The sequence below is a fragment of the Paracoccus sp. KKT209 genome, from assembly GCF_055635455.1.
Map to the genome: position 1 here is coordinate 1,617,001 of NZ_CM145758.1, position 26,785 is coordinate 1,643,785.

Consider the following 26,785-nt stretch of genomic DNA (forward strand, 5'->3'; position numbering starts at 1 on the left):
AGGCCGCAGCTTTCGCCACGGCCCCGGGCGCATTGCGCCTTCTCCCTGCCGGACTGGCCGGTCATCATTGGGTTGCACGCTAGTCGCGTCGTCGTGATCCGTCAACTGTCCGCGCACTGGGCCGTCATCACAAAAAAGCCGCGCCCGAGGGCGCGGCAGTCCAACAGGGAGGAGGATCCGGATCAGAGATGCGACCCGGGCAGGATCAACTTGTCAGAAAGAGGTTAAGATTTTCTTCTCGCTGCGCACGTTGCGGGACACGTGCGCGTCTCGGCGATTGTGGCCAAAGGCGGCATCCTCATGGACCGCGCGGGTACGGAGCATGCCGCCCCTGATCGGCTGCTGCTGCACTAGAGCCATTGGCCGCCGCCCGATCGGGCCGGGACGGGAAGACGGCAGACGCTGCTCATAGGCATACGTTTCTGGCCTCCACGATGAATACGGCGGGCGACTTCGCCGGCATCGACCAAGTTTGCCCGTTTGCCACCGATGTTTTTCCGGATCCCCCGGGAGGCAACCTAGCCAACACATCCGAAGGAAGCCTGCCGATCTGACCCTCTGCTTTGGTCGGGCCTGCCCGTTCCCAACGCAGAGGGGATGATGAACATCGGGGTGCAACTCGCCGAAGGTGAGGGGCTGCTGCTACAGGATTGTCGGGCGGGTCTCCTTGTTCAGGAGGGCGATTTGATGGGACAAGGTGCAGAGGATGCGCTGCTTCATGCCCGGAAACCGGGAGCTGGGAACTGGGATCAAGCAGGCCCCGGTCCGGGACGTCCCTAAGCCGCTTCCGGGCCAAGTGCCGATGATCATTCCGCGGCGATCATCGGCTGCGGCGCGGCGGCGACGGCAGCCCGCATCTCGGCCAGGATCGCGATCATCAGCATGACGTGGCGCTGAAGATTGTATTCTGCTGCACGACTGACGCGCTGGTCGTTCAAGATCTCCTCCTCTGCGCGCAGTCGCGACAGGGCCGCACCCGGCACAGGGCAGCGGTCGGCGCGCAGCAGGCGCACCAGGTCGCGTTCACGTTTCCAGCTGCGCTGACCTTCGCGAGCGGCGCGGATCAGGGTGCCGGGACGGCGCAGCCCGTGACTGGCAGGGCGCGGGCGGAAGATGATGACATTCGAGGATACGGTCATGGTCAGGTCCTTAGGTCAGCGACATGACCAACTTCACACAACCTCAACATGTGTTGCCCAAACCCTGCGGACAGCGTGCGCAGCAGCAATATTTCTTTAGGAATTGTTAGGGAATGTTGCGGCTATGTGCAGAAACATTCTGTTAACCACAGAACAAACATCAACCCAGGGTGGTCATCTGCCGGACTGCTCCAGGACGACAAGGGACCTTACCCATGACAATTTTGGCCGGTGACTTCGCTTTCGACTCTGGCGTGGCGGAACACCGTTCCCAAGGGCAGACATCAGCCGCTGCCCGGGACGATCTGACCGAGGACGCGCAGCTGTATCTGCGGCATGTCGAGCAGGGACAGTCGATCCGGGCGCTGGCGCGCGAGGCGGGGTGCCATGCCTCGACCATCCTGCGACGCATCCGGCGCTTTGAGGCGCGTCGCGATGATCCGCTGGTGGACGGCGCCCTGTCGCCCCGGCCGGGCCCGGCCGCGCCGCTGGACGATCGCGCCGCGCTGCGGGTGCTCCGCCGCCTGGCCGAGCCGGGGGCCGTCATGGCTTCGGCGCCGGGGATGGACAAGGCGATCGTGACCCGCGACGACATCCGTACCGCCGTCCTGGACCGTGCCTTGGCCGAGATGATGGCGCTGAAGGGCTGGGTCGTGCAGTCGCGCCAGTCCGGGCGCCTGCAGCGTTATGTGATCGCGCCGGGTGGGCGCGAGGCGCTTCGTGACATGCTGCGTTCGCCGCAGCAGCGCAGCGCCTTGCTGGGCAGCTCCTCCTTTGCCGATGCGGAACGCGTGCAGGCGGAAGAGCCTGCCGGCATGGCCGAGGCACCGGCGACCTTCGATCATGCAGACCGGCATCGGGTTTGGGAAAAGCGCGTCATCGAGGACCCCGAGGACGGCCGCAGGCGCCATGCGCGCGTCAATATCGCCGAAAGCCCGTTGCTGATCCTGGCGCGGCGCCGCGATCACCTGGGACAGGCCTTCCTGACGCCCGGCATGGTCGCGGCCGGCGAACGCCTCCGCGAGGATTTCGAACTGGCCCAAATGGGGCCGCGGATCACGCAGAACTGGGACGGGTTCATGACCTCGGGGATCGACGTGTCGCGCGGCGGATCGGGCTATCGCGGCGGATCGGAATCGGCGCGCGACCGGGTGGCCGTGGCCCTGCGCGACCTGGGGCCGGGCATGGGGGACATCGTCCTGCGCGTCTGCTGCTTCCTGGAGGGGATCGAGCTGACCGAGCGTCGCTTGGGATGGTCCGCGCGCTCGGGCAAGATCGTGCTGCGCCTGGCCCTGATGCGGCTGGAGCGCCACTATGCCGAAACCTACGGCAAGGGCATGCCGCTGATCGGCTGATGTGGAAAAGGGGCGCCCGGCCAGGCGCCCCCTTCTGGTCCTGTCACTCGGCCGCGTGCTGGTGCTTGTGCGCCAGTTCGGCTCGGGCGGCGCGGATGCCTGCGCCATAGGCGGGGCTGATGCGGTCAAAATGCTCCAGCGCATGCTGGACAATGGCCTCCTTCGCACCTTCCATGGCAGCGGCCAGGTTCTTGTAGAGACGCCCGCGCTCATCCTCGGTCAGGACCGTGTCGTGCAATGCGCGAGGCTGGGCATAGTCGTCCAGCTGCTGCTGGTGCGCGTGACGCCCGGCTTCGCCCGAGATCCGCAGCGGCGGCTCGGCGAAGGTGGGGTCCTCGACCGCCCCGCCAAAGCTGTTCGGCTCGTAATAGGCGTCGGGGTTGCCGGCCCGATGCCCGAAGAAGTTCATCTGGCCGTCCTTGTGGTAATGGTGAACCGGGCATTTGGGCGCGTTGACGGCCAGATGCTCGTAATGCGTGCCAAGGCGATAGCGGTGGGCATCGGCATAGCTGAAGACGCGGGCCTGCAGCATCTTGTCGGGCGAATAGCCGATGCCGCGCACCTTGTTAGAGGGGCTGAAGGCCGCCTGCTCGATCTGCGCGAAATAGTTGTCGGCATTCCGGTTCAGCTCGAACTCGCCCACCTCGATCAGCGGATAGTCCCCGTGCGGCCAGACCTTGGTCAGGTCAAACGGGTCATAGGGCGTCCGTTCGGCATCCGTCTCGGGCATGACCTGGACGAACATCTTCCAGCGCGGGAACTGGCCGGTCTCGATCTTGCCGAACAGCGCCTCCTGATAGCCTTCGCGTGTGTGGCCGATGATCTCGGCGGCCTCGCCATTGGTGTAGAAACGGTGGCCCTGCTGGGTCTTGAAGTGGAACTTGACCCAGAACCGCGCGCCGTCCTTGTTCCAGAAGGAATAGGTGTGGCTGCCATAGCCGTTCATGAAGGTCGGGTCCTGCGGCAGTCCACGATCCGACATCAGGATGGTGACCTGGTGCAGCGATTCGGGGTGCTGGCCCCAGAAATCCCACATGGCCGTCGCGCTGCGCAGGTTGGTGCGCGGGTGGCGCTTTTGCGTGTGGATGAAGTCGGGAAACTTCAGCGGATCACGGACAAAGAAGACGGGCGTGTTGTTGCCCACCACGTCCCAGTTGCCTTCGTCGGTATAGAACTTCAGCGCAAAGCCCCGCACGTCGCGTTCGTGGTCGGCGGCGCCGTTCTCTCCCGCCACGGTGGAAAAGCGGGCCAGCATCTCGGTCGTCTTGCCGACCTGCGAAAAGATCGAGGCGCAGCTGAACTGCGTGATGTCGTTCGTCACGGTGAAGGTGCCGAAGGCGCCCCAGCCCTTGGCATGGACGACACGTTCGGGGATCCGCTCGCGGTTCTGGTGCGCCAGCTTTTCAAGCAGCTGGTAATCCTGCATCAGCAGCGGGCCGCGCGGGCCTGCAGTCTCGCTGTGCTGGTTCGAGGCGATGGGGGCGCCTGCGGTGGTGGTCATCCGCAGGCGGTCGGACGGGGGGTGCTGGCTCATGACGTTGTCCCTTGCTTCGGTTTTGCCGATTGCAAGATGAAGCCCCCGCAGGATAAATTAAAATCGTAAATTCTGCTGAAGAAGATCAGGGCTGCTTATGAACATCGCCTTGCGCCACCTGCGCTATTTCCTGGCTCTGGCCCAGCACGGCAGCTTCACCCGGGCGGCCGACGCGATCCATGTGACCCAGCCGGCCCTGTCGATGCAGATCCGCGCGCTGGAGGAGATTGTCGGCGCGCGTCTGGTGGAACGCACGCCGGCGGGTGTCGTGCTGACGCCGCAAGGCAGGGCATTGCAAGGCCATGCCCTGCGGGTGCTGGCCGCCATGACCGACCTGGAACAGGCAATGCGCCAGCCGGGGCAGGGCGGACGGCTGATGCTGGGGATGATCCCCACCGTCGCACCCTATCTGCTGCCCGAGGCGCTGCCCGTTTTGCGCGGGCGCCAGATCGGCCAGGACCTGCACCTGCGCGAGGCGCAGACCGATCAGCTGTTGGAGGAGCTGGCAGGCGGGCGCCTGGACGCGATCGTGGTGGCAACGCCGCCGCCGGACGCTTCGGTCGAGGCCGTGGCCCTCTTCACCGATCCCTTCCTGCTGGCGGGCAGCACCGGCCGCATTGCCGCTCTGGATGCCGGAGCGATTCAGCCCCGGTCGCTGGATCCCGGCCAGCTGCTGCTGCTGGACGAAGGGCATTGCCTGGGCGATCAGGCGCTGGAGGTTTGCGGACTGGGCCGCCGCAGCAGTCGCTTGGACCTGGGCGCGGCCTCGCTGGCCACGCTGTGCCGGCTGGCGGCGCAGGACATGGGACTGACCTTCCTGCCCCAGATCGCCCGGCGGCAGGAACTGGCGGCCGCGCCCGGTCTAGCCGCCATCCCGTTTCCAAAGCCGCAGCCGGCGCGGCAGGTGATGCTGATGCGCCGGGCCACGACCTCGGGCGACGGGTGGTTCGACGAACTGGCGCAGGTCCTCTCAGCTGCCGCCGCGCCCCTTCTGGCCGATGACCCGGCCTGAGCCTCAGCTGCCCGAGACGAACTTGTTGAAGCGGCTGGTACCGCCATCCGCGGTCTTGTCCTGATAAAGGAAGTCCAGGTCGTTCTCGTCGAAGATCTGGAAGAACTCGTCCCATTCGATCTGGGTCAGCGAATCCTCGGGTTCTCCAAAGTCGATGCGCAGGATGCCGCCCTTGCCGCCGGTATCGACCTTGGCGGGGTGCCCGTCACGGGCCTCGGCCCATTTGCGGATCGTGTCATGGTCGCGGGTGGTGTGGGATTGGGTCATGGTGGTCTCCTTTCCCCGTCCGAACACGGCCCACCCCGCCCTTGTTCCCGGCGGTCGGCTTTGCAGCTCTCCGGGGCTGTAGCACAGGCCACGCCTCTGCCGCTCTGTCGCGGCCCGCTACCATGCTGGTGCAGCTTGCGATACCTTCAGCATCAGCAACCTTGCACGCCGTGTCACGGCTTGGCTGGAGTGCCCCTGCAAAGCAACGACAGCAGCGTCTCTGGTCATCCAGCAGGCCCGGCATCCAAAACCTACGCTTGCCAGCACCCTAACCCCTTCAGGCGGCCTCGGTCATGCCCAATTCCCGCACCCGGCGCAGATCGGCGATCATCGTGGCGGCAGGCTTGGGCCCGAACCACTCCAGCGACCCCTCCGCTGCACAGGAAAGCCCCCGCAGGATGCGGCGATAGTCCAGGGCGCCGTCGAAAAGCCCGCACATCCCGCCCCGATGGCCGCGCGGATCGTGGACATTGCCGGGGTGGAACACCTCCAGCCGGTCGCGGGCCGTCACCGACTTCAGGTGATAGTGCAGGATATGCGGCGCCAGCAGGGCCTGCGCCTCCTGTGGCTCGGCGCCGCCTTCCCAGACATGCAGCACGTCGAAATTGATGCCCACGGCCGGATGATCCAGCCCGTCCAGCAGGGCCAGCGTGGCCGGCAGGCTATCGGCCAGCGTATCGGGATGCGTCTCGACCGCGATGCGCAGTCCTTCATCGCGAGCCATGTCCGCCACCAGCCGCAGGTCGCGCAGGATGGCGGCGCGAGCCCCCGCATCGGCCCGGTCCCAGCCCAGCCCGCCCGCGAACAGCCGCAGCCTGGGCGCATTCCAGGCCACGGTCAACTCGACCAGCGCCTGTGCTTCAGGGCGGCTGAAATCGCCTGTGCCAAGCGGCAGATAGCCTGCCAGCATCGGCACGCGTGGGCGCAGGGGCAGCGCCCGCCAGTCGTCCCTCATCGCGCGGGCATGGGGGGCCCAGATCTCCAGCCCGTCAAAGCCTTCGCGCGTGACATATCGGGCCAGGTCGGCGGCGGTGACCTCCAGGTGGCGGAAGGCGACCGAACAGGCGTGGATCCTCATGCCCCGGCCTCCTGCCAGCGGTGGAACCAGGCGGCGACGGTGGCCTTGATGCCACGCTCCAGGTGGGCCAGCGCGTCCAGTTCGAACAGGGCGCGCGTCAGGTCGTGGGCATCGCCGCCCCGGGCAAAGGCCACCGCCCGCAGGTGCACCGCATTTAGGCCGGATGTCAGGGCCGCGATGCGGTCGCAGCAGTCCTCGAAGGCCTCCGCATCCGCCCCTTCGATATCTCCAAAGACCGCCAGCGCGTGTTCATAGGCGTATTTGCGGATGGCAATGACCGGCAACTCGCGCAGCGCGACCTCCAGATCGGCCCGCGGCAAGCCACCCCCGTGCGCGTGCAGGATACGGCTCAGCGCGTCGATCAGCGGCGTGGCTTGCGCGTCGAAGGTCGCGCGATGCATGGCGGCGATATCCGCGCGCGTGGCGGAATGCGCATCTGCCGTGTCAAAGACAAAGCCGCCCGCGACCGTATTCCGCAGAAAGGCCGCACGCAGGTCGCGGGCCGGCAGCGCGCCCTCCCAGCGAAAGTCAGGATCGCGCATCAGCCAGCGATCGGGGTCGTCCGTGGGCTGGATCAGCGCGTAATGCGGGAAAGGGTCCTGGGCGAACTTGTTGTCCCGCTGCGGCAGCAGGAACATGTCGATCATCGGCATCACGTAGCGGCCGGGCCGCCATTCCGCCAGCTGGCGATGCAACCGGTCAAGGTTGTCCGATTTGGACGCGGCAGGATCGTACCAGCGCGTCACGGTCAGCCCGAACAGACGCTGCGCCCAGTGCCGGTAGAAGTCGTGATCGATGGCTTCGGCGTGATAGGACAGCCGCATCCGGTCGTCGACAACGACCTCGCCGTCCCAGAGGCCCAGATACATCGGACGGTGGTCGATGCCGCCGCGATCCTTCAGGCCCTGGCAGATGCAGCTGACGACGCAATGGACCTTGATGTCCAGGGGCTCGTCCAAGACAGGAGCGGCCCCGGCCAGGGCCTGGGCCAGGGCGCCGATGGTCAGGCCGGGGGCGCGGTCGAAGGTGTCCTCGGCCATCTCGATCCCCTGTTCGTCCAGATGCAGCATCAGCGTCATCAGGCCCACGGAATCGAGGCCCAGGTCATGTCCAAGCCGCGCCTGCGGGCCAAACGCCTCCATGCGCGGGCAGGCCATGGGTCCCGCCAGGATCTGGCGGATCGCGGCCAGGATGGCCTCGGGCGAGGCAATGGGGCGGGGATCGGTCATGGCGCAACCTCCAGCAGCGTATCGGCCAGGTCGCGCCGCGCGATCTTGCCGTTCGCGCCACGGGGCAGGGCCGCCAGCCGGATCAGGCGCGCAGGCCGCTGGCGCGGCGACAGCACGCCGGCCAGATGCGCGTCCAGGTCTGCCTCGGACAGCTCGCCCGCATAAGCCAGCGCAGGGCGCTGCATGGCCGCAGGGTCGGGAATGGCAAAGGCCACGGCGTCGTGGATGCCGGGCAGGGCCATGGCGGCGGCCTCGATCTGGGCGGGATAGACGTTCAGGCCCGCGACATCGATCACCTCGGCGGCGCGCCCGGCAAAGATCAGGTGGCCGCGCGGGTCGATCACGCCCAGATCGCCGGTCTGGATCTCGGTCCGCGCATCCTGCACAACGACCGGCCCCGGCGCGGCGCTGCCTGCGGTCAGCCGCACATGGGGCAGCGGCGCACCCATGTCGTCGGGCGTGCGGGGATCGGCGGCAATGGCCAGGCAACCGGCCTCGGAACAGCCATACTGCTGGAACATGTGCCGGCTGGCGCCCCGGATCGCATCGAACCAGGGCTGCGGCAGGACGGTCCCCGACGACATCACCGCATGCATCCCAACCGGCCCCGCCAGGCGCGCCAGCACATGCAAAAGCGGCGGCGCCGCATAGAGCAGCGGGTCACGGATCCCCGCCAGCTGGCGCAGGATCGCGCGGGGGTTGGCGCTGTCCAGGACCAGCGGCACATGGCCGCGCGCCTGTCCCACCAGCACGCCAGCGATCAGGCCATAGGAATGGGTGATCGGCGCGGCGATGACCGGGGTCATGTCCTGCGCCTCGGGGAAGGCGCGGATATAGGCGTCGATCTCGGTCTGGATGGCGGTCCAGCTGCGGGCGATGACCTTGGGCGCGCCGGTGGTGCCCGAACTCATCTGGATCAGCACACCGCCGGGATGGGTCAGGTCCACGCAGCCCAGCTCCTCCAGCCCGCCATCATGGGCCAGGCGGTCGCAGCCGGCCCGTTGCGCCAGATCGCGCGCCTGCTGGGCGGGCGTCTCGGGGTGGATCGGATAGCAGGAGGCGCCGGCCGCCCTCAGGCGCAGGATCTGGGCCAGGCAGGCGGCGCGATCGGTCAGGTGCAGGGCCACGCTGGTCCTGTCGGGGGCGCGGTCGGCCAGCAGGTCGGGGAGGTCCAGTGCCCATGGGTCGACAAGGCGGTCGTTTAGGCGGAAAAGATCGGGCATGGGGTCGGGGGTCCTCAGGGGGTTGGGGGCCGGGTGGCTGCCGGCGCGGCCCAGAAGGCCGGCGGCGAGGCTTTCGGCCGGGTAGGTGGGCGCGTCGCTGTGCAGGCCGGGTGCGGGCGGCAAGGCGGCGCGCGCCATGGCCCAGAAGGCGGGTTCGGGCAGCAGGTGGCGGCGGTGCAGCAGGTCGGCCAGATCCGACAGGACATGCGTGACCAGGCAATCCATGACCAGGTCGCGCAGATCGGTCGCATCGGCCATGCGGTGATGGGTGCCGTCGGGGGCGGCGTCATAGCCGGGCTCGATCCTGTCCAGGTCCGGGCGCAGGTCGGGGCGGGCCAGGCGGTCCTGCGCATATTCCAGGCTTTCGCTGAAATCTCGGGCGATCAGCCCTGTGGGCCAGCCGTCCTGGTGCCGGATCAGCAGGTTCTGGCCATGCGCCTCCAGCGCGATGCCATGATGGGTCATCAGGTGCCAGACGGGCCGCAGCACCTCCAGCAACTGCGCCACCCAGGGGCGCGTGCCGTGGCGGGCCAGCCAGCGCGCGATCAGTGGCGCCCCGTCAGGCTCGGTCAGGGTCAGGGCGGATAGGGGGACCGCGTCATGCGGCGGCGCCGTGCGGCGGATCGCGGCCAGGCGGCCGCCCAGTTCCGCCCTTCCGACAATGACTGCGCCATGTTCGCGCAGGACCGTCAGGTCCGCCAGCGCGGGGTCCGCGGCCACCACCTGCGACAGCCAGTCCGAGATCGCCGGCGCCACGGCCACCGACCAAGGCACCAGATCGCGGATCGAGCTGGTCACGCCGACGCCCAGCGACAGCTTGAGGTGGTCGCGGCCGTCCAGGGTGGCCAGCGTGCGGAGGGACGACGTCGCCTGCATCGCCGGCCCGCGATGATCGAGGAGACGCAAGCGCCCATCGGCCAGCCAAGCCCGGATGACGGGGTCAGCCTGCAGCTGGCGCCACTGCCAGGGATGGACCGGAACCGCGCCGTCAGGGGCAAAGCCCGCGGCCGGGTCGGTGCCGGTCCGGGTGACCAGATCCGGCGCCACCCCGAGCCACTGCGGCGCGATGGGCGCGGCAGCCTCGGGTCCATAGGCTGCGTTGTCGGCATCGTCAAAGCCGATGCGGGACTTGAAGCCCGGATGATAGGGATGCCCCTCGATCAGCGCGGCCTCCAGCGCCAGCCCCTGCAAATGCAGGCGCCCGGGCGGGACCGAACCGGCCGCGCGCAGGAAATGCGCGCTGCGCCGGATGGCGCGCAGCAGGATCTGCGGGTCGTGCCCGGCATCCGTCAGGCCGCGGCCGAGCGCGCCAAGGGTGACGGGATGGCCAGCGTCATCCACGGGCGGGGCCAATAGCCGGACCCGGCCCGTCGCCTGCAGGCGATGGGGCGCGCGGATGGTCAGGCCGCCGGTGATCCAGCCACCCCGGATCGGGTTCAGGATGCCCTCGAAGGCCAGCGCCTCGATGGCCCGCCGCAGGCTGCGGCTTTCGGGGGTCTCAGGCCACATCGGCCAGCGCCCTTGCGGCCGCATGTGCCGGCAGCGGGTTCGGCACGCGGATCATCGGCGCGCGTTCGCCGGGGATCAGCAGCTCGTCCACGCCGCCCAACTGGGTCAGCAGGTTGCCCTTGGCCGGCAGATGCGGGTCCGTCAGCCAGCGCCGCGCCAGGGCGCCGCCATGGCCCGGCAGCCTGCCAAGCGCGCCCAGATGGGAGGCCAGCCGCGCCAGGCCGTGACCCTCGGGCAGCAACCCGTCCAGCGCCAGGCGATGAATGACTGAAAAGACCTGGTTCACGATCAAGGTATAGGCCAGCGCATCCTCGCACTCGGCCCGGGGATAGACCAGCTGCGGAATGGCGCAAAGGTCGGTATCGGCCATGTCCTCGGCGACATAGAAGCCCTGGTTGTCGCGGATGTCGCAGCGGCAGGGCAGGCCGCGCGACAGGTCCAGAAGGGCATTCTGCTGATGCGCCTCGACCGCGATGCCGGTGGCATCGTAAAGCCGCAGCAGCGGCGCCACGGCGCAATCCAGATAGGCGTCGAACCACGCGGCGGGATCGTGTCCCGCCACCACCTGCGACAGGATCGAGGCGCGGCCCGGCAGGGGTTCGGCGACCAGCCCGGCCACCTGCATGACCTTGCCGCCGCGGGCGCCGCGCCAGGGGTTCTGGCGCAGGATCAGCTCCAACCCGCTTTCGGCACGACCGGGCAGGCGCAGCGTCATCCAGTGCGGGTCCGCGACGATCCTCAGGGGGCCGAAGCGGCCGTTCAGCGCGCCCAGACGCCGCGCCATGGCGGCCCCGGCCAGCAGCTCATGGCGCTTGTTCACGCGCTGCGAATTCGTCACCGTGACCGGCAGGGAGACCTTGACCTGCCAAGGGCTGTCGCCGCGCCAGAGGGTCCTGACCGAAGAGGTCGCCCACCAGCCCGGGCCTGTGGGTCCCAGATCCAGAATGTCGCCCGACGTGACCAATGCGGCGATCTGCGGGTCGCGTCGGGCGCGGTCCCAGGTCAGCGGATGCACGGGCAGGATCACCCGGTCCGGCGCGGTCCCGAGGTCCATGCCCGGAAGGTCGCGGGCGAGGTCCGGGTCCGTGCCCTCGACCAGGTCGGCGCGCACCGACAGCGCGTGCAGGCGCAGGGCGCCGCGCCAGTCCGGGGTCATCGCGCGTTCCTCGGACAGGGTCATGCCCGACAGGGCCTTGGGGCAGGGATGCATCCAATGGCCAAAGATCAGCGCCTGTTCGGCGGTCAGGTAATCCGGCGCGGCGTCGGGAACCGACAGCCGGTGGGCGGCCAGTTCGGCAATGCGCTGACGGCTGGCGCGCACCCGGCGGGACAGGGCCTCGCCAGAGGTCCCATGATCGCGCGTGATGCGGTCCAGGATCAGCGCCAAGGCCGCAGATGCGTCGATGGTATGGGCACCATCCGCCGCGTGGCGGATCAGCTGCCGCAGCCGGGCCTGGCCGGTCTGCATCGGCTGCCTGCTGCGCGGCTCGATCCATCCGCCGGCGACGGGGATCAGGTCGCGGCCGCCGCCCAGCTCCAGCCGGTCGCAGGCCAGAAGGGCGCGCAGGCTGGCCAGATCCGCAATGCGGTCCGGGTCGCCGCGATCGAGGGGATCGGCGATTTCGGCAAGGTCGGGCAGGGTCATCAGCGCCTCGGGTCGTGGCGGCCGCAAGGGCCGGTTGGGACAGAGAGGCTGGCTGACGCTGGCAGTGCAGGCATATTAATCTTTAGTATTTATGTCAACTACCAGTCGCGCGATCTGCCGGTTTTTTCATCCCGGGTCTCAGGCGCTACACTTCCGTAGAGTTCCGGCGCGCTTTGGGATGGGATGCGGAACCTTCCCCCGCGGACCAAGCTTTCCTTATCGCAACACATGGCCGCGGGCCTGATCATGGAGTGACCGGTTGGAACAGCGCCTGGACTGGACCCTCACCGAGGCGCTGGATTACGACCACGGCCGGGGTGACCCTTTCGCCGCGGCGGTGCGGGCGACCCGGATGGCGATGATCATCACCGACCCGCAACTGCCGGATAATCCCATCGTCTTTGCCAACAAGGCCTTTCAGCTTCTGACCGGCTATGACCTGCACGAGGTCAGGGGCCGGAACTGCCGCTTTCTGCAGGGAAAGGACACTGACCGGCAGACCATCGCAAGGCTGCGGGACGCGGTGGAAAAGGGTCAGGACGTTTCGGTCGACGTGCTGAATTACCGCAAGGACGGCACGCCGTTCTGGAACGCCCTTTACCTCAGCCCGGTGCGCGACGATGCGGGGCGCATCAGGTTCTTTTTTGCCTCGCAGATGGATGTCACCTCGCGGGTGGAGAACCAGTCGAAGATCGAGGAGGAGAAGGAGCGCGTGGAGGCCGAGGTCGACCGCCGCATGGCGCAGCTGCGCCATTCGCTGGACGCCCAGAAGCTGCTGCTTCACGAGGTGGACCACCGGGTCAAGAACAACATGACCATGATCGGCTCGATCCTGCGGCTGCAGATGCGCGAGGCCGACGACGCGCAGACCAAGGTCCTGCTGCGGGCGATGATGGCCCGGATCGACGCGCTGGCTGCGGTACATCGAAGCCTTTACCAGTCCGATGACATCACCCGCTTTGACATCGGCACCTATGCCGTCAACCTGGCCCAGGACCTGGGGCAGGTTCATCCCGACAGCAACATCCGCATCCGCGCCGATCTGAGCCGCGCGGAGGTGCCGGCCGGGCAGGCATCGGCCATCGGTCTGATCATCAACGAGATCCTGACGCTTGCCATCGCACCGGCGGAGGGACTGCCGACACAGGCCGTCGTCACCATCAGCGCCACGACCGAGGGCCGGGAGGCGCAGCTGACGATCGACATCGACGGCAACCGGGATGTTGCGCCGTCGGGCCTGGGCGCGATGATCATCGCCCGGCTGGCGGCCCAGGCCCGCTGCCAGGTCGGCTGGCAGGCCACCGAAACCGGCACCAGACTGCATGTTACCGCGACCCGGGAGGCCCCATGACACGCCCTGTAACCCCGCTGGACATCCTTGTCGTCGAGGACGAGTTCCTGATCGCCATGGACCTGGGCATGATCATCGAGGATGCGGGCCATCGCGTCATCGGCAGCGCCGCTTCGCTGCAGGATGTCGAGGCGCTGCCGGGTGACAGCAGGCCCGACCTGGCCTTTGTCGACATGCAACTGGCCCGCAACAGCACCGGGCTTCAGGTCAATGCGCTGATCCAGGCGCGCTGGCCCGGGACCATCGTCGTCTTCGTGACCGCCAATCCGAAGAAGATCCCCGATGATTTCGCCGGCGCGCATGGGCTGATCGCCAAGCCCTTCACCTCCATGGGCGTCACCGCCGCGCTGGCCTATCTGGACCGGGTGATGCACGAGACCGGGCCGGTGCCGGCCGCGCCCGGCAGTCTTGTGGCCGCACCCGCCCTGGCGATGCTGAGGGCCTGAGCCCTCAGCCGGTGGGTGCGGTGACGATGACCGAAAGGCCGGGACTGTTGTCCTCGGTCGACAGCTCTCCCTCCAGCCGGTCGACCAGGGCTTCGACCATGCGCATGCCGAACCCGGTGCCCTTGGTGGTTCCGTCGGTGCCGATCCCTTGGTCGGAAACCTCCAACCGCAGCAGGTTGCGGGTCTGGCGCAGCGACACCGAGACCGGGCCCGGCTGCCCCGCATAGGCATATTTCGCGGCATTCGCGATCAGTTCGTTCAGCAGAAGACCGATGCTGACGGCCCTGTCGGTCGACACAAGGATCGGCGCGAAATCTGTCTGGATAAGCCGATTCCAGCCGCCATCCAGCGAAGATTTCAGCTCCTTCATCAGCTCGGCCAGATAGATCGAAAGGTCGACGATTTCGGAACTGTCGTCCTGGTAGAGGCGTCGGTGGACCAGGCTGACGGCGGTCAGGCGGTTCTGCGCCTCTTCCAGCTGTGCCCTTACCGCGGGCTCGGCGGAACGCCCCTGCATGCGCAGGAAGGATGCGACCAGGGCCAGGCTGTTCTGGACGCGGTGGTTGACCTCGCGCAGCAGGAACTCCTTTTGCCGGATCAGGCTTTCGTTCTCACGCAGCGTCGTGCGCAGTTCGGCGTTCAGCTGGCGGATGCGGCGGTTGTTGCGCGCCCCGAGCATCAGCTTGACCAGCCGGGTGGCGGATTCCGTCTCGGCCGCCGACCATTCGCGCGAACAGCCGCTGACTTGCTGCGACCAGGCTTCGAACGAGGCCCGCGGCTCCAGCACCGCGCCGGGGGTGGCGGGCACGTTCTTGTGGGGATTGCCGGCCCAGGTGACGACCTGCAGCTTTTCGGCGCGGAACCACATCAGGATCGTGGGCACCTCGGTCGACATGGTCACCGCCAGCAAGCCGCTGGCGCGGTCGCTGTAGACCTGCGCGGGCGGATGATCGCGGCCAAGACAGCTGCTGTGATAGGCCTTGAGCGAGCCGGGATGGCAGACGTGATCCGCCAGCGCCCGCAGATCGTCCTCCTCGGGGCAGGTGCCGAAGGTGAAGAGATCCCCGCCCTGCACCGCCGCGAAGCCGTCGGCCGAGACCAGCCCGGCCAGGTCGTCGGCGGAATGGGCAAAGAACTGTGCCAGGGAATCGTCGGGGCCAAGGCGGCCCAGCACCATGTCCTCGTGCGCGCGCAGGCGGATGCGTTCGCGGTAAAGCTCGGTTTCCTCGCGCAGCTTGATCTGGCGGGACAGGCTGTCGGCCAGGGCCTGGCAGGCCAGGCGGGTGGTCAGCGACAGCACCCGTGGTTCCGCGTGATGGCAGGCAACGAGGCCCCAGAGTTCTCCGTCCTTGACGATCGACATGGATGCCGAGGCCGCCACCTGCATGTTGCGAAGATAGCGCAGATGGACCGGAGACACGCTGCGCAGCATCGAGTCGCTGAGGTCGATGCCGCCGATGCCGGGTTCCGTTCCGGTGATGGGCGAGACGGGCGCGTTCACATCTGCGATGACCCTGACCCGGTTGCGGACGTAAAGCGTGCGGGCCTGGCGCGGAATGTCGGTCGCCGGAAAATGGTGGTTCATGAACCCCGCCAGATGCGGCGCGCAGCTTTCCCCGACGACGACGCCGGACGCATCGTCGCCGAAGCGGTAGATCATCACCCTGTCAAAGCCGGTCAGGTCCTGGAACTGGCGCGCGGCCTTTCGGTAGAGGTCGGCGAGGTTCGAGGACCTCTCCATCGCCGCGCCGGAAAGCTCCAGTCGGGACAGGAAGCCCGCATCCAGAACGGCCCCGTCCAGTCGCGGGGCCAGTTCGATCACGACATGTTCGCCGCTGAGATAGGCGATGGCATCGCAGGTGTTGTCCTGGTGGCGGACCGGGTCCAGGACCTTGGGCTTGGCTTCCGTCAGTCGGCTGGGGTCAAGGTCGGCAAAGGCGCCGCCGAAGAGGCCGGCCAGAATCTGCCCCATGGCGTCCCGGGACCAGGCATCCTGCGAACCGGCGGCACCTACGACCACCAGGTCGCTGCGGCGCGCGATCAGCATATGCCCGTAGGACTGGATCGAGCCTGGAATGTGGATGGGCTCGGCATCGCAGCCGGAAAGCTCGGGGAAATCGGTGGGAACTATCTGGTCCATGAAATGAGGCGCCGTTCAACAGGGAGAAGCATTCTTTCCTTCCGCATATGGCACCGCAGGGACGCGAGGGCACATCGGTCGACCACAAATGTAAAGCGATCGGCCAAGTTCCGCCGAACTTCTCGCCGGGTGCATGACAGGCATCAGCCCCCTGCGCTTGCCCCGTTCTGGCCAGCAAAGGCATCGGTGTGGATGAGGCCATGCGCGCGGATCGCCATGCGGAACACGCCCCGGGCGCCCTCCGCGCTGGCCTCCGCGTCAAAGGCGGCGGTGTCCAGCCATGTCAGGAAGGACCGGAAGCGTGTCCTGTCCGCCGTCTGCCGGGCCAGATGGCGCGCGGCAAAGGTGGCGTCAAAGCCGAGATCCGCGGCCCGCGCCGCGACCAGCCGTGCGCCCAGGGCCGAGCCCTCCAGCACGTAAAGCGCGCCGGTTTGGGTGGCGGGACGCGTGAGGTCGGGGACCGGGGGCAGGGCGGACAGGGGCTGGTCGACATCGCGCAGATCCGCCTGCAGGGCCTCTGCCAGGGGCAGCAGGCGCCATGACTGGCCCGCATCGGCCAGCGCGGCCGTCAGGGCGGGTTCCAGTGCCGCGCGAAAAGCCCAGGTGCCTGCCAGGTAGCGGTGGTAATCGCGCGGCTGCGTCAGGTCGCCCAGCTGGTCATCCAGCAGGCGGTGCAGGTCATCGGTTCCCGCGCGCAAGGCCTGGCGCCGTGCCGAAGACTGCATGATGGTCTCTCCCAGATCGTGCCGGCTCCAGCACCAGGGCCAGACTATCCGAGGCAGGAGGAGGTCCGCCACCCCCCACCGCGCCACGGTTCAAAGCTCCGGCACCACGAACAGGAAAGGGCCGGCGCATGGCCGGCCCCCTGGTTCGTCGTGCCTGTCGGCAGGCTCAGGCGTCCTCGGACACCCGGGCGTTCTGAACCCAGGCCACGACGGCCTCGGGCGAGGTTTCGCCATATGGGTCCTCGGCGCAGTCGTCGCAGCGGCCGGGCTCTTCGAACCAAGCCTCGACCACGCCGTCATTGACCACGGCGGCATAGCGCCAGCTGCGCGGGCCAAAGCCCAGGTTGTCCTTGCGCACCAGCATGCCGGCCTTTTCGGTGAACTCGCCCGAACCGTCCGGGATCACCGTCACGTTCTGCAGGTTCTGCGACTTGGCCCACTGGTTCATGACGAAGCTGTCATTCACCGACAGGCAATAGATCGCGTCGATGCCCAGATCCTTGAGCTGGCCATAGGCCTTTTCAAAGCCCGGCAGCTGGTAGGTCGAGCAGGTCGGCGTGAAGGCGCCGGGCAGCGAGAAAAGGACGACCCGCTTGCCGGCAAAATAGTCGGCCGTGGTCATGTCCTGCCAGCGATAGGGGTTCGGGCCGCCCACGGCTTCGTCGCGAACGCGCGTGCGGAAGGTTACGTCGGGCAGTTTCGATCCGGGTTTCATGGTGGCTCCTGTCTGTCGTCGGGCGTCACGGAGGCGGCATAACGGCCGCCCCTTCGCGCGCAGAGGTAACGCCGCGCCGCGGCAAGGGCAATGCCGCGATGCGGCAAAAGCGCATAGTCATGGCTGCCATGCGGAGGCATGCCACCTCCGCGCGTTGCCAAGCAAAAGAAATACCTGTATTTCCGGCAGAACCGCGACCGAAAGGACCATGACCTTGCGCGACCTCAGGCTCCCGGACCAGCGTCACCCGGAAAAGGCGCATCGCCCCGACCAGGCCCAGCCCAAGAAGCCGGACTGGATCCGGGTGAAGGCGCCCACCTCGGCCGGCTACAAGCAGACGCGCGACCTCCTGCGCGAAAACCGCCTGTCCACCGTCTGCGAGGAGGCGGGTTGTCCGAACGTGGGCGAGTGCTGGAGCCAGGGCCACGCGACCATGATGATCATGGGCGAGATCTGCACCCGCGGCTGCACCTTCTGCAACGTCGCCACCGGAAAGCCGCAGACGCTGGACGCGTTCGAACCCGGCCGCGTGGCCCATGCCGTCGCCAAGCTGGGCCTGAACCACGTGGTGATCACCAGCGTCGACCGCGACGACCTGGACGATGGCGGGGCCGAGCATTTCGCCCAGACCATCCGCGCGATCCGCCACCGCTCTCCCCAGTCCACCATCGAGGTGCTGACGCCCGACTTCCTCAAATCGACGCCCGGCGCCCTGGAAGCCGTGGTCGAGGCGCGGCCCGATGTCTTCAACCACAACCTGGAGACCGTGCCCGGCCTTTATCCGTCGGTGCGGCCCGGTGCGCGCTATTTCCATTCGCTGCGGCTGCTGCAGCGGGTCAAGGAACTGGACCCGGCCATGTTCACCAAGTCGGGGATCATGGTCGGCCTGGGCGAGGATCGTCAGGGCGTGTTGCAGGTCATGGACGACATGCGCGCGGCCGATATCGACTTCATCACCATCGGCCAGTATCTGCAGCCCAGCCCCAAGCACCATCGCGTGGACCGCTTTGTCACGCCCGAGGAGTTCGCGGGCTATGAGAAAGCCGCCTATGGCAAGGGCTTCCTGATGGTTTCTGCCACGCCGCTGACGCGGTCCTCCTATCACGCCGGGGACGATTTCAGCCGGCTGCGGGACGCGCGCCTGGCCAAGCTGGGCCGCGCCTGAGCGGCTGACGAAAAGGGGCAGGGGGCCCGCGTGTCTGCCCCTTGCAAATTCCCGCGGGTGGATTTACCGATCAACCAGGCCCGCAAGGGCCGCGCCGAAAGAGCGCCGATGTTTCGGGGGCGTGGCGGAATGGTAGACGCGACGGATTCAAAATCCGTTTCAGCAATGAGTGCCGGTTCGAGTCCGGCCGCCCCTACCACGCTCTTTCCTTTCCTTTGCTGAATTCCATGAAAGAATTTGCGTCCGCAGGGAACGATCATCATCACCCGACGGTTTGGTCACGGAAGGTGATATTGCACCTGTGAAAGGACTTAGCATGGCACAGAACCCCACCGCAGACGACATGAAACGCGACGCCAACGCCGCCGCCAACAAGGCCAAGCGCGATCTGCAGGAAGGTGCAGACCGGATGGCCGACGATGCGCGCAAGACCGCGAGCAACCTGTCCGACAACGACGCGGCCGAGCGCCTTGGCGAGCGTGGCGCGGCCATGGCCAGCAACGCGATGGAAGCGGGCCGCGAATATGCCGACCGCGCGCGCGTCGAGGCCGAGCGCCTTTACGAGGCCGGTCAGCAGCGTGCGCAGGACGTCGCGCAATATGCCGAAGAGCGCTATGATGAAGTGTCGGAAATGGTTCGCCGCAACCCGGCCCAGGCCTTGGGCATCGCGGCCGGCATCGGCTTTCTGGTCGGCCTGCTGATCGCGCGCCGCTGAGGGGTCCCAGCATGTTCGACTTCGCGCGAAAGGTTCAACTGGCTCTGGGCGACACCGCGCGGCGCACTGCCCTGAAGGCGGGCGCCGGGGTGGTGGCGCTGATCGCGGGAGGTTTCCTGCTGGCAGCTTTGTGGTCGTTTCTGGCCACGGAGCTTGGCTGGGGCTCGGCGCTGGCATCGCTGGCCATCGGGGTCCTGCTGGCCGCGATCTCGGCGCTGCTGATCGCAATGGGATCGCGGCGCAAGCACGAGATGCCCAGCACGGATGACCTCAAGCGCGAGGTGGAGGCCCGGGTGACGCTGGCTGCGGACGCAGCCGCCGCCAAGGCCCGCGCCGAGGCGGCACGCGTGATGGACATGGCTGAAACCAAGGCGCATGCGCTGATGGATCAGGCAAGCTATCGCGCGTCGAAGCTGGCGAGCGATGCGGAGCAGAAGGTCTTCGGAACAGTGCGTGAGACTGCGCGCGCCGTCGGCCTGTCAGGACAGCAGCCCCGGCCTCCACGCCAGGTTTTCACTCAGCCGTCCTTGAACCCCAGGCCCACCACTGTCGGTTCGGCCGGCATGGCCAAGGCGATCGGAGCCTTGGCAGTAGGTATCACCTTGGCCGCGAAGCTGCAGGAAAACCGCAGGCGGGATCGTGATCATGATCCCGACGACCTGATGTGATCAACAAGAAAGGGCGCCTCGGGCGCCCTTTTTCATGCCAACCGGCGATCCTTTTCACCAAGCGTCAAGCGCCGCACCAGATCGTCCAGGTCGTCACGGGTAAAGGGCGCTTCCAAGGAGTACCATCCGCGTGCGCGGATATCCTCGACGGGATCGATGCCGAGCCTCAGAACAATGGGCCAGCCGTTCCTGCTCCAGTCGCGAACCAAGGCGCACCCGTCCATCTCGCTGATCTGCGCCTTGGTGACCAGAACCGGCAAGCCGCCACTGCCGGCTAGCGTCGAAAGCAGGTCATCGGGAATGTCCGACACTGCAAGATGAAGGAACTGACAACCCGGTGCAGCATCGGCCAAGCCTGCGCACATGTCCTGCGCCACGAAATGGTCCTTTTCAAGGACGACAAAGGTGAAATGCGGGTGCGTCATGCTGCGCCCAGAGTTCCACCGCCGGATGAGTGAAGCAAGCAAATTTAAATCAATTGGCCGCCAAGACCCGCAAGGTCTTGGCGGCGAATTGATAACTAGGCGCGATCAGGCGTTTGCTTCGCGGATCTTGTCGGCGGCGGCCTTGTCGAAGCTGATGCCCTTCTGGTCCAGCAGTTGGTCCAGTTCCCCCGAGAGCGTCATCTCGGTGATGATGTCGCATCCGCCGACAAATTCCCCCTTCACATAGAGCTGCGGGATCGTCGGCCAATCAGAAAAATCCTTGATCCCCTGGCGGATATCAGCATCGGACAGGACGTTCACATCCTGGTAGGGAATCGCCATGTAGTTCAGCACGCCCGCAACGCGGCTGGAAAAGCCGCATTGGGGCATGTCACGCGTGCCCTTCATGAACAGAACGACGTCGTTGCGGTCGATCAGATCCTGGATGCGGTTGGTGACGTCGCTCATCTGGGAAGTCCTCTTGGTCTAAGACCCGCATGGGGCCTTGAAGGTCGTGGGGCAGGGGTGCCCGATCTTAATCAGGGGCCTTGGTCGTCAGCGCCAAGGCATGCAGGGCGCCCGAGGGGCCATCCATCCTGCCCTGAAGCGCGGCATAGACGGCCCGCTGCTGCTGCACTCGGTTCTGGCCCCGGAAGCTTTCATCGACGACTTCGGCGGCATAGTGGTTGCCGTCGCCCGCAAGGTCGGTGATCGTGATCCGCGCATCGGGAAAGGCTGCCCGGATTAGGGCTTCGATATCATGCGCTTCCATCGCCATGAACAGGTCCTCTTATCGCTCGATACAGATGTAGGCGATGGCTGGCCCGGTCGCAAGACCATGCAGAACGGCCGCACCGGTGAGGTGCGGCCGTTCGTGAAGAAAGGCGGCAGATCAGTTGACCGCGCTGACGGCCCCGACTGTCCCGCCGACAACGGCACCCACCGGACCCGCCATCGCGGCACCACCGACGCCGCCCGTGGCGGCACGTTCGGTAACGGTGTTTCCGCAGGCCGAAACCAGCAGGGCGGCGCCAAGAAGACCGGCTGCAACAATACGCATGATGATGTTCCTTTTGTCCAAGTTCGTGTGTCCTTGGTTAGACTCCTGCGAAGTCGCGAGAGTTCCCTTTGCTGCATTGGCGTCAGCTTATCTTGACGCTTCATCTTACAGGGAGGGGCATTCTGTCGGCTGAGCCTCAGTCTGGAACGGCAGGCAGGGCGGCGCCGCCGGCTGGAGCTGGCTATCTGCTTGCGCAGGTTGTCCATCATGACGGCCTTTCCGAATGTGCGCCGATCAGTGGACGCCTGTGCTTCGCAAAAGCTGGTCTGCGCATCGACCTTGGGCTTGTAAATGCGGCCAGCCGATGAACTCGAAGCCGGTGATCGCTCGGCAGGCATGTGGGGGTAGAGGCATGAGCGATCGGGCGATCTCCATCATGATCGGCTTGGGGAGCGCTTTTGTGTTTTTCAGAGCGCCCAGAAAGCGGCTGGTGCGCTCGATGATGGTGGTGACATTTGCGGGGCCGTACTCAGCCGGGAAAGCACGAATTTTGCCTCTCAATAAAGAACTGCTTGCGACGCGATGTTAGCTAGGAGGAGAAAGATGCGGAGGCCCGGCGCAAAATTCGGAAGCCGACGCTTGCGCTGCCGGTATTGCTGTGCGCCATCTCGTCAAGGCTGAGCCTCATCCGCCGTACCCGTTCAACTTCGCGACGCTCAGAAAGGAAAGGCGGGTGTAGCGGACCTTCACTCGCAGTGTTGTTTTTGGAGACCCACTCATCGTCAGGTTTAAAAATTTGCGCTCCAACACGGCGCGCAACCATTCCAAGCCATGTTGTCACCAAGTTAAAACGTCGCGTGTTCCGCCATTTAGAAATGTCGCTGGCCTTGCAGGGAGGCGGTCAGCCGGCCCCGGCCCGCTCTCTCCACAAAGGGCCGTAGGGGCGGGGCCGGCGGCTCTGGGCTCTCATGTCGTCACTCTGCTGGTGGCGGTGCGGCGGCCTGCGCTTCAGCCGCACGCCGTTCAGCACGTCGTTCAAGCCCACTTTTCCTGCCGCCGCCACGCTTGCCGGTCGGGGTATAGCGGGTGCGCTGCTTGCCGACCGCGCCGACCAGCGGAGGATCGGCGTCCTGCTGTGTCTTGATGAAGGCCAGCATGTCGCCGAGGCGCTTGTTCTCGGTGATCGCGGTGTGGGTCACGCGCTGCTGGCTGGGATCGAAGACCCGGTAGGGCAGCTGGATGCCTTTCCAGCGGATCTCGAAAGATCGGTCAGCATAGGCGTAGGTCTCGACATAGCGCCCGATCGCACTGCGTGCATGCTCGCTGTCCTCGAGGATGAACTTCCGGCGCTCGTAATGCACCACGAGGCTCGCGCCGACCTGTCGCTGGTCGCGAATGCAGAGGATGTCAGCCAAACGTGACCCCGGCAGATTGACTGGCCGGTGCAGGTTCTCGGGCCGGGCAGGGGGATGGGCAAAGCGCAGGTTGTGCCGCGCGATGAAGCCGGGCAGGAAAGCGTTGCCCGCCGCCATGTCGCTGATCCCGGCCAGCCGCAATTCCTTGACCAGCCGGTCCTGCAGCGTTCGGTTCGCCCGTTCCACCCGGCCCTTGGCCTGCGAACTGTTTGCGCAGAGGATCTCGACGTTCAGCTCGCTCAAAGCGCGGCCGAACTGTGTCATTCCGTGCCCACTGCGGGCCTCTGTCTTGTTGACGCGGAAAACGCTGTGCTTGTCGGAATAGAAGGCCACCGGCAGACCATGCTCGTGCAGATAATCCGCCAGGGCCGCGAAGTAGCTCTCGGTCGACTCCGAGCGCACGAAGCGCAGATGCATGAGCGCACCAGTGGCATCGTCGATGAAGACCAGCAAAGAGCAAGGCGGAGCGCGATCCTCAAACCAGCGATGCTCGGAGCCGTCGATCTGGATCAGCTCACCCAAGGCTTCGCGCCGCAAACGGGGCTGATGCACGCGGCGGCGCTGCACCCGGCTTTGCCAGATCCCGTCCGCGATCATCCACTTGCGTAGCGTCTCAGAGGAGACCCGGATGCCGTGCCGCTCGGCCAGCTTCTCGGCCGCCAGCGTCGGGCCGAAATCTGGATAATCCTGCCGGATCAGCGACAGGACATAGTCGCGCTTCAAATCGCTGATGCGGTTGTTGGACGGACGGCCTCGGAGCTTGTGCCGCACGGCCATCGCGCCGTCGTCGCGGATGCTTTGAAGCAGGCGCTGCACCTGCCGCGGGCTGAGGCCCAGCAGGTTTGCCGCCGTCACGCTGCGCAGGCTGCCATCCAGCACCTGGGCCAAAACCTCGATACGCTGCAGCTCGCGTTCGCTCATCAGAACCAGTCCCATCTCGAAGCCCCCGGATGATGCTGGATCAAGCTTCACGCGTCAGGGGCTAGGCGACAAACTAACTTTGCCAGTTCGCGACAATCCTACTTTGGTTTGCAGGCTCCATTCTGAATGCACCAGTCCTGCGGGGCAGGGCTTGTCATGGTGCCTCCAATCTTATCAGCTCATCTTGAAACGCTTCGGTGGGTGTTCGGTAGCCCAGGCATTTGCGGGGCGTGGCGTTCAGGCGCCGACATGTCATCTTCATCGAATGAGGCGTCAGCTGCAACACAGCAGTATCCCGGGGCAAGTAGCGGCGGATGCGCTTGTTCATGTTCTCGACCGAGCCTTTTTGCCAAGGCGCCTGCGGGTCGCAGAACCACGCCTTCGTGCCCATGCCGGTTTCCAACTCACGCCAGGCCACGAACTCCAGACCGCGGTCAAAGGTGATCGAGCGCCGCGCCTCGGCGGGAAGGGGTGACATCTCGTGGATCAGGCGGTTCATGAGGGGCTTGGACTTCCGATCGTTGTTGCGCAGCAGGACGGTGTAGCGGGTCTTCCGTTCGACCAGTGTGGCCACATTGGCATCGCCCTGAGCGCGTTCGAAGATCATCAGATCACCCTCCCAATTTCCAAACTGGCTGCGGTCGTTGATCTCGGACGGTCGGTTATGGATGCTCGTTTCCACAGGAAAAACCCGGTTGCGGGGTGTGCGGGCATAGCGTGGTTTCCGCTTCCGGCGCCGCTCGGGCAGGAGGCGCGCCAGTTGCGCGGACTGGCCGTCGGCCGAGTAGACATACTGGTAGATCGTCTCATGGCAGAGCCTGTGCGGGGCGCCAGGTTCGATCCTGAGCCGGCCTGCAATCTGTTCGGGAGACCAGCCTTCCTGAAGGCAGCGGATCACTTCGGCTCGCAAATCTGGAAAACGCTCGAGCTTGCGCCGACGTGACCGCCTGCGGTCGGCCTGGGACTGAGCCGTCACATGCCAATAGCCATCAGCCTGCGGGACATCCTTGTCATGCCACCAGTTCCTTTTGACCTCGCGAGTGATGGTCGAGCGATCACGGCCGAGCATCTGCGCAATCTTCGTCTTCGGCACCTTGGCTTGCAGCATTCGTGCAATCACGCGACGTTCGTCCAGCGTCAGGTTGGTGAAAGGGCGCCTCATCATATGCTCCTGAATAGCTTCAGGAAACTATCGAGTGATGCATTCCAGAATGGAATGTGCCCTTCTACAAGCCATATCCTGGATAATCTGTATTATGCAATATACGTCGGCATATGCAGCGAGGTTGCCACCATTTTTACGTTGCCGAAGTAATCCCGGTCGAACACATTCGAGTTGGTAACACCGGAGAATGCCATGGCAGTTTCGCCGCCCGTCTGTGACTTCGGCACCTCGTGGCACGACTTCTCGCTGCCCGATGGTCTAGGCACTGTCAGCAGCCTTGAAAAACTGGCGGGTCCGCGCGGGACCTTGGTCATGTTCATCTGCAATCACTGCCCCTATGTGCGCTCGATCCTTGATCGAATTGTGAGGGACGCTCATGAGCTGCTGGATTGCGGGATCGGCGTCGTGGCAATTTCTGCCAATGATGTGGCCGAATACCCCCAGGATGGACCCGAGGAGATGGCGCGCCTTGCCCAAGACATGGGGTTCCGTTTTCCCTACCTCTATGATGAAAATCAGGACGTGGCGCGTGCCTATGGCGCGGAATGCACACCTGACTTTTTCGGCTACAACTCGGAGGGCCGGTTGCAGTATCGGGGCCGCCTCGATGCCTCGGGCCGCACCCCGGGACCAGGTGATGCGCGGCGCGAGCTGTTCGAGGCCATGATCATGATCGCGAAGACTGGTCAAGGACCGAAAGAGCAAGTAGCATCAATGGGTTGTTCTATAAAATGGAAAGCCGAATGAACATGCTGGCGCCCTGCCCGATCGTCTTTGACCTCGACGGCACGCTGATCGACAGCGCGCCGGACATTCATGCCTGTGTGAACGCGGTCCTGCGCCAGAACGGAATCTCTCCGCTTGGTCTCGATCGGGTGCGCAGCTTCATCGGAGGCGGCGTCGACCTCCTCTGGACGCGGGTGATCGCGGCCACGGGCATCGATCCGGTGCACAGGCCGGACCTGGTTGCGGCCTTTATGGCCCGCTATCATGATGCGACGGCGCTGACACGGGTCTTCCCCGGGGTGACCGAAGCCTTGGGTCGCCTGGCCGATGCCGGCCATCCCTTGGGCATCTGCACGAACAAGCCCTTGGGACCCACCCGCGTGATCCTGGAACATTTCGGGCTCGCTTCGATGATGTCGGCGGTGATCGGGGGTGACTCGCTGCCGCAGAAAAAGCCCGATCCTGCCCCCCTCCGCGCGGCGCTGGATCTTCTAGGGGTCGCGGACGACACACCGAATGCCATCTATGTCGGCGACAGCGAATTCGACGCCGATTGTGCCGCGGCCGTGCCGGTGCCTTTCCTGATCTTCACGCGCGGCTATCGGCTGCGGCCGGTCAGCGAGCTGCCGCATCTGGCCTCCTTCGACAGCTTCGACGACCTGCCCCGCCTGATCATGGAAACCGTGGCCGCATAAGCCGCCGAACGGCCGGCCTGGGGACGACAGCAGCTTGACAAGCGCGGCGCAAACCCGGCAGGTCGCGGATGCCACCTTGCAGGAAAGCCGCCCATGGATCTGCGTCAGCTCAGCCCCACCCTTGCCGTCTCGCCGCAGATCATGCCCGAGGATGTGCCCGTCCTGGCCGAGGCCGGGTTCAAGGTCCTGGTCAACAACCGGCCCGATGACGAGGTCGGACCCGAGATCGACCATGATGTGATGGCGCAGGCGGCGGCCGATGCGGGGATGAGCTATCACTACCTGCCCTTCCACCCCGGCCAGGTCACGCCGCAGCTGATCTCGGACTTCGGCTCCGCAACGGTCGGCCGTGGGCCGGTCATTGCCTATTGCCGATCGGGGAACCGCTGTACCGTGCTCTGGGCGCTGAACCAGGCCGGCAAGCTGCCCGAGGACGAGATCCTCGAGACAGCCGCCAAGGCGGGCTACGACCTGACCGGCGTGCGCCCGCTGCTGGCCTCGCTGGCCAGCCGCAGGGGCTGA

At 66.1% G+C, this 26,785-nt stretch carries 26 protein-coding genes and 1 tRNA gene; 11 read left to right on the plus strand and 16 right to left on the minus strand.

The window, feature by feature from the left end; genetic code table 11:
• Positions 1-806 precede the first annotated feature (806 nt).
• Positions 807-1,139, minus strand: coding sequence for a DUF6477 family protein (locus ACZ2G3_RS08160; protein WP_470398986.1), 333 nt, complete (start codon positions 1,137-1,139; stop codon positions 807-809).
• Positions 1,140-1,354: 215 nt separating this feature from the next.
• Between ACZ2G3_RS08160 and ACZ2G3_RS08165 the strand changes: the two genes are divergently transcribed.
• Positions 1,355-2,494: a DUF6456 domain-containing protein gene (locus ACZ2G3_RS08165; protein ID WP_470398988.1), complete on the plus strand. Its 1,140-nt coding sequence runs from the start codon at positions 1,355-1,357 to the stop codon at positions 2,492-2,494.
• 43 nt (positions 2,495-2,537) lie between these two features.
• Here ACZ2G3_RS08165 and ACZ2G3_RS08170 read toward each other — a convergent pair whose 3' ends face one another.
• Complete coding sequence (locus ACZ2G3_RS08170) at positions 2,538-4,028, minus strand: catalase (protein ID WP_470398989.1); 1,491 nt, start codon at positions 4,026-4,028, stop codon at positions 2,538-2,540.
• Between the two features lie 97 nt (positions 4,029-4,125).
• On the opposite strand from ACZ2G3_RS08170, the gene ACZ2G3_RS08175 reads away from it, so the two are divergent.
• Positions 4,126-5,040 (plus strand): LysR substrate-binding domain-containing protein, encoded by a 915-nt coding sequence (locus tag ACZ2G3_RS08175; RefSeq protein ID WP_470398991.1) that lies wholly within the window; start codon positions 4,126-4,128, stop codon positions 5,038-5,040.
• Between the two features lie 3 nt (positions 5,041-5,043).
• Here the strand turns inward: ACZ2G3_RS08175 and ACZ2G3_RS08180 are convergent, their stop codons facing one another.
• The 5 genes from ACZ2G3_RS08180 to ACZ2G3_RS08200 form a co-directional block, all read right to left on the minus strand.
• A complete protein-coding gene (locus tag ACZ2G3_RS08180) occupies positions 5,044-5,307 on the minus strand; it encodes a hypothetical protein (RefSeq protein WP_419267756.1) in 264 nt (87 codons plus the stop codon).
• Positions 5,308-5,584: 277 nt separating this feature from the next.
• Positions 5,585-6,385 (minus strand): sugar phosphate isomerase/epimerase family protein, encoded by an 801-nt coding sequence (locus ACZ2G3_RS08185; RefSeq protein ID WP_470398993.1) that lies wholly within the window; start codon positions 6,383-6,385, stop codon positions 5,585-5,587.
• On the minus strand, positions 6,382-7,614 hold the full coding sequence (locus ACZ2G3_RS08190) for a DUF6005 family protein (RefSeq protein ID WP_470398995.1): 1,233 nt from the start codon (positions 7,612-7,614) through the stop codon (positions 6,382-6,384). The genes ACZ2G3_RS08185 and ACZ2G3_RS08190 overlap by 4 nt, the downstream gene beginning before the upstream one ends.
• Positions 7,611-10,346 carry an IucA/IucC family protein gene (locus ACZ2G3_RS08195; protein ID WP_470398996.1) on the minus strand — a complete coding sequence of 912 codons (2,736 nt, stop codon included), beginning with the start codon at positions 10,344-10,346 and terminating at the stop codon, positions 7,611-7,613. Before ACZ2G3_RS08195 ends, ACZ2G3_RS08190 begins: the two co-directional genes overlap by 4 nt.
• The gene (locus ACZ2G3_RS08200; protein WP_470398998.1) at positions 10,336-11,991 is read right to left on the minus strand and encodes an IucA/IucC family protein; all 1,656 of its coding nucleotides are present in this window, start codon (positions 11,989-11,991) and stop codon (positions 10,336-10,338) included. Before ACZ2G3_RS08200 ends, ACZ2G3_RS08195 begins: the two co-directional genes overlap by 11 nt.
• 259 nt (positions 11,992-12,250) lie before the next feature.
• On the opposite strand from ACZ2G3_RS08200, the gene ACZ2G3_RS08205 reads away from it, so the two are divergent.
• Together ACZ2G3_RS08205 and ACZ2G3_RS08210 are read left to right on the plus strand one after the other, a co-directional pair.
• Positions 12,251-13,342 carry a histidine kinase dimerization/phosphoacceptor domain -containing protein gene (locus ACZ2G3_RS08205; protein WP_470399000.1) on the plus strand — a complete coding sequence of 364 codons (1,092 nt, stop codon included), beginning with the start codon at positions 12,251-12,253 and terminating at the stop codon, positions 13,340-13,342.
• Positions 13,339-13,788, plus strand: a complete 450-nt coding sequence (locus ACZ2G3_RS08210; protein WP_470399001.1) for a response regulator — start codon at positions 13,339-13,341, stop codon at positions 13,786-13,788. Before ACZ2G3_RS08205 ends, ACZ2G3_RS08210 begins: the two co-directional genes overlap by 4 nt.
• Positions 13,789-13,792: 4 nt before the next feature.
• On the opposite strand, the gene ACZ2G3_RS08215 is transcribed toward ACZ2G3_RS08210, so the two are convergent.
• The 3 genes from ACZ2G3_RS08215 to ACZ2G3_RS08225 form a co-directional block, all read right to left on the minus strand.
• Complete coding sequence (locus tag ACZ2G3_RS08215) at positions 13,793-15,928, minus strand: histidine kinase dimerization/phosphoacceptor domain -containing protein (protein WP_470399002.1); 2,136 nt, start codon at positions 15,926-15,928, stop codon at positions 13,793-13,795.
• Between the two features lie 143 nt (positions 15,929-16,071).
• Positions 16,072-16,653 carry a biliverdin-producing heme oxygenase gene (locus ACZ2G3_RS08220; protein WP_470395223.1) on the minus strand — a complete coding sequence of 194 codons (582 nt, stop codon included), beginning with the start codon at positions 16,651-16,653 and terminating at the stop codon, positions 16,072-16,074.
• Between the two features lie 166 nt (positions 16,654-16,819).
• A complete protein-coding gene (locus ACZ2G3_RS08225; RefSeq protein ID WP_470395225.1) occupies positions 16,820-17,368 on the minus strand; it encodes a redoxin family protein in 549 nt (182 codons plus the stop codon).
• A gap of 208 nt (positions 17,369-17,576) precedes the next feature.
• Here ACZ2G3_RS08225 and lipA point away from each other — a divergent pair, with 208 nt between their 5' ends.
• The 4 genes from lipA (at position 17,577) to ACZ2G3_RS08245 (ending at position 19,916) form a co-directional block, all read left to right on the plus strand.
• Positions 17,577-18,533: a lipoyl synthase gene (gene lipA / locus ACZ2G3_RS08230; RefSeq protein WP_470395227.1), complete on the plus strand. Its 957-nt coding sequence runs from the start codon at positions 17,577-17,579 to the stop codon at positions 18,531-18,533.
• A 115-nt stretch (positions 18,534-18,648) separates the two neighbouring features.
• Positions 18,649-18,732 (plus strand) — tRNA-Leu (locus tag ACZ2G3_RS08235).
• Between the two features lie 117 nt (positions 18,733-18,849).
• Positions 18,850-19,248 carry an ElaB/YgaM/YqjD family protein gene (locus ACZ2G3_RS08240; RefSeq protein WP_470395229.1) on the plus strand — a complete coding sequence of 133 codons (399 nt, stop codon included), beginning with the start codon at positions 18,850-18,852 and terminating at the stop codon, positions 19,246-19,248.
• A gap of 89 nt (positions 19,249-19,337) precedes the next feature.
• On the plus strand, positions 19,338-19,916 hold the full coding sequence (locus ACZ2G3_RS08245; RefSeq protein WP_470395231.1) for a hypothetical protein: 579 nt from the start codon (positions 19,338-19,340) through the stop codon (positions 19,914-19,916).
• Between the two features lie 32 nt (positions 19,917-19,948).
• On the opposite strand, the gene ACZ2G3_RS08250 is transcribed toward ACZ2G3_RS08245, so the two are convergent.
• From ACZ2G3_RS08250 to ACZ2G3_RS08275, 6 genes are all read right to left on the minus strand, one after another.
• Complete coding sequence (locus tag ACZ2G3_RS08250) at positions 19,949-20,293, minus strand: hypothetical protein (RefSeq protein WP_470395233.1); 345 nt, start codon at positions 20,291-20,293, stop codon at positions 19,949-19,951.
• 153 nt (positions 20,294-20,446) lie between these two features.
• Positions 20,447-20,809: a Grx4 family monothiol glutaredoxin gene (grxD, locus tag ACZ2G3_RS08255; protein ID WP_419267770.1), complete on the minus strand. Its 363-nt coding sequence runs from the start codon at positions 20,807-20,809 to the stop codon at positions 20,447-20,449.
• A gap of 67 nt (positions 20,810-20,876) precedes the next feature.
• A complete protein-coding gene (locus ACZ2G3_RS08260) occupies positions 20,877-21,119 on the minus strand; it encodes a BolA/IbaG family iron-sulfur metabolism protein (protein ID WP_111300897.1) in 243 nt (80 codons plus the stop codon).
• Positions 21,120-21,233: 114 nt separating this feature from the next.
• Positions 21,234-21,401 (minus strand): hypothetical protein, encoded by a 168-nt coding sequence (locus ACZ2G3_RS08265; protein WP_419267771.1) that lies wholly within the window; start codon positions 21,399-21,401, stop codon positions 21,234-21,236.
• A gap of 914 nt (positions 21,402-22,315) precedes the next feature.
• Positions 22,316-23,692 (minus strand): ISNCY family transposase, encoded by a 1,377-nt coding sequence (locus tag ACZ2G3_RS08270; protein WP_470395236.1) that lies wholly within the window; start codon positions 23,690-23,692, stop codon positions 22,316-22,318.
• Between the two features lie 139 nt (positions 23,693-23,831).
• Complete coding sequence (locus ACZ2G3_RS08275) at positions 23,832-24,839, minus strand: IS30 family transposase (RefSeq protein ID WP_470395238.1); 1,008 nt, start codon at positions 24,837-24,839, stop codon at positions 23,832-23,834.
• Between the two features lie 195 nt (positions 24,840-25,034).
• Between ACZ2G3_RS08275 and ACZ2G3_RS08280 the strand changes: the two genes are divergently transcribed.
• The 3 genes from ACZ2G3_RS08280 (at position 25,035) to ACZ2G3_RS08290 (ending at position 26,785) form a co-directional block, all read left to right on the plus strand.
• The gene (locus ACZ2G3_RS08280; RefSeq protein WP_470395240.1) at positions 25,035-25,589 is read left to right on the plus strand and encodes a thioredoxin family protein; all 555 of its coding nucleotides are present in this window, start codon (positions 25,035-25,037) and stop codon (positions 25,587-25,589) included.
• Positions 25,586-26,263 (plus strand): phosphoglycolate phosphatase, encoded by a 678-nt coding sequence (gene gph / locus ACZ2G3_RS08285; RefSeq protein ID WP_470395242.1) that lies wholly within the window; start codon positions 25,586-25,588, stop codon positions 26,261-26,263. Before ACZ2G3_RS08280 ends, gph begins: the two co-directional genes overlap by 4 nt.
• A 93-nt stretch (positions 26,264-26,356) precedes the next feature.
• Entirely contained in the window at positions 26,357-26,785 is a 429-nt protein-coding gene (locus ACZ2G3_RS08290) for a protein tyrosine phosphatase family protein (RefSeq protein ID WP_470395244.1), read from the plus strand.

Coding starts and splice junctions, on each gene's coding strand:
- ACZ2G3_RS08280 (WP_470395240.1), top strand. CDS start 25,035: ATGGCAGTTTCGCCGCCCGTCTGTGACTTCGGCACCTCGTGGCACGAC.
- grxD (WP_419267770.1), bottom strand. CDS start 20,809: ATGAGCGACGTCACCAACCGCATCCAGGATCTGATCGACCGCAACGAC.
- ACZ2G3_RS08220 (WP_470395223.1), bottom strand. CDS start 16,653: ATGCAGTCTTCGGCACGGCGCCAGGCCTTGCGCGCGGGAACCGATGAC.
- ACZ2G3_RS08175 (WP_470398991.1), top strand. CDS start 4,126: ATGAACATCGCCTTGCGCCACCTGCGCTATTTCCTGGCTCTGGCCCAG.
- ACZ2G3_RS08260 (WP_111300897.1), bottom strand. CDS start 21,119: ATGGCGATGGAAGCGCATGATATCGAAGCCCTAATCCGGGCAGCCTTT.
- ACZ2G3_RS08240 (WP_470395229.1), top strand. CDS start 18,850: ATGGCACAGAACCCCACCGCAGACGACATGAAACGCGACGCCAACGCC.
- ACZ2G3_RS08275 (WP_470395238.1), bottom strand. CDS start 24,839: ATGAGGCGCCCTTTCACCAACCTGACGCTGGACGAACGTCGCGTGATT.
- ACZ2G3_RS08290 (WP_470395244.1), top strand. CDS start 26,357: ATGGATCTGCGTCAGCTCAGCCCCACCCTTGCCGTCTCGCCGCAGATC.
- ACZ2G3_RS08270 (WP_470395236.1), bottom strand. CDS start 23,692: ATGGGACTGGTTCTGATGAGCGAACGCGAGCTGCAGCGTATCGAGGTT.
- ACZ2G3_RS08185 (WP_470398993.1), bottom strand. CDS start 6,385: ATGAGGATCCACGCCTGTTCGGTCGCCTTCCGCCACCTGGAGGTCACC.
- ACZ2G3_RS08265 (WP_419267771.1), bottom strand. CDS start 21,401: ATGCGTATTGTTGCAGCCGGTCTTCTTGGCGCCGCCCTGCTGGTTTCG.
- ACZ2G3_RS08160 (WP_470398986.1), bottom strand. CDS start 1,139: ATGACCGTATCCTCGAATGTCATCATCTTCCGCCCGCGCCCTGCCAGT.
- ACZ2G3_RS08190 (WP_470398995.1), bottom strand. CDS start 7,614: ATGACCGATCCCCGCCCCATTGCCTCGCCCGAGGCCATCCTGGCCGCG.
- ACZ2G3_RS08170 (WP_470398989.1), bottom strand. CDS start 4,028: ATGAGCCAGCACCCCCCGTCCGACCGCCTGCGGATGACCACCACCGCA.
- ACZ2G3_RS08180 (WP_419267756.1), bottom strand. CDS start 5,307: ATGACCCAATCCCACACCACCCGCGACCATGACACGATCCGCAAATGG.
- lipA (WP_470395227.1), top strand. CDS start 17,577: ATGACCTTGCGCGACCTCAGGCTCCCGGACCAGCGTCACCCGGAAAAG.
- ACZ2G3_RS08200 (WP_470398998.1), bottom strand. CDS start 11,991: ATGACCCTGCCCGACCTTGCCGAAATCGCCGATCCCCTCGATCGCGGC.
- ACZ2G3_RS08215 (WP_470399002.1), bottom strand. CDS start 15,928: ATGGACCAGATAGTTCCCACCGATTTCCCCGAGCTTTCCGGCTGCGAT.
- gph (WP_470395242.1), top strand. CDS start 25,586: ATGAACATGCTGGCGCCCTGCCCGATCGTCTTTGACCTCGACGGCACG.
- ACZ2G3_RS08225 (WP_470395225.1), bottom strand. CDS start 17,368: ATGAAACCCGGATCGAAACTGCCCGACGTAACCTTCCGCACGCGCGTT.
- ACZ2G3_RS08165 (WP_470398988.1), top strand. CDS start 1,355: ATGACAATTTTGGCCGGTGACTTCGCTTTCGACTCTGGCGTGGCGGAA.
- ACZ2G3_RS08210 (WP_470399001.1), top strand. CDS start 13,339: ATGACACGCCCTGTAACCCCGCTGGACATCCTTGTCGTCGAGGACGAG.
- ACZ2G3_RS08195 (WP_470398996.1), bottom strand. CDS start 10,346: ATGTGGCCTGAGACCCCCGAAAGCCGCAGCCTGCGGCGGGCCATCGAG.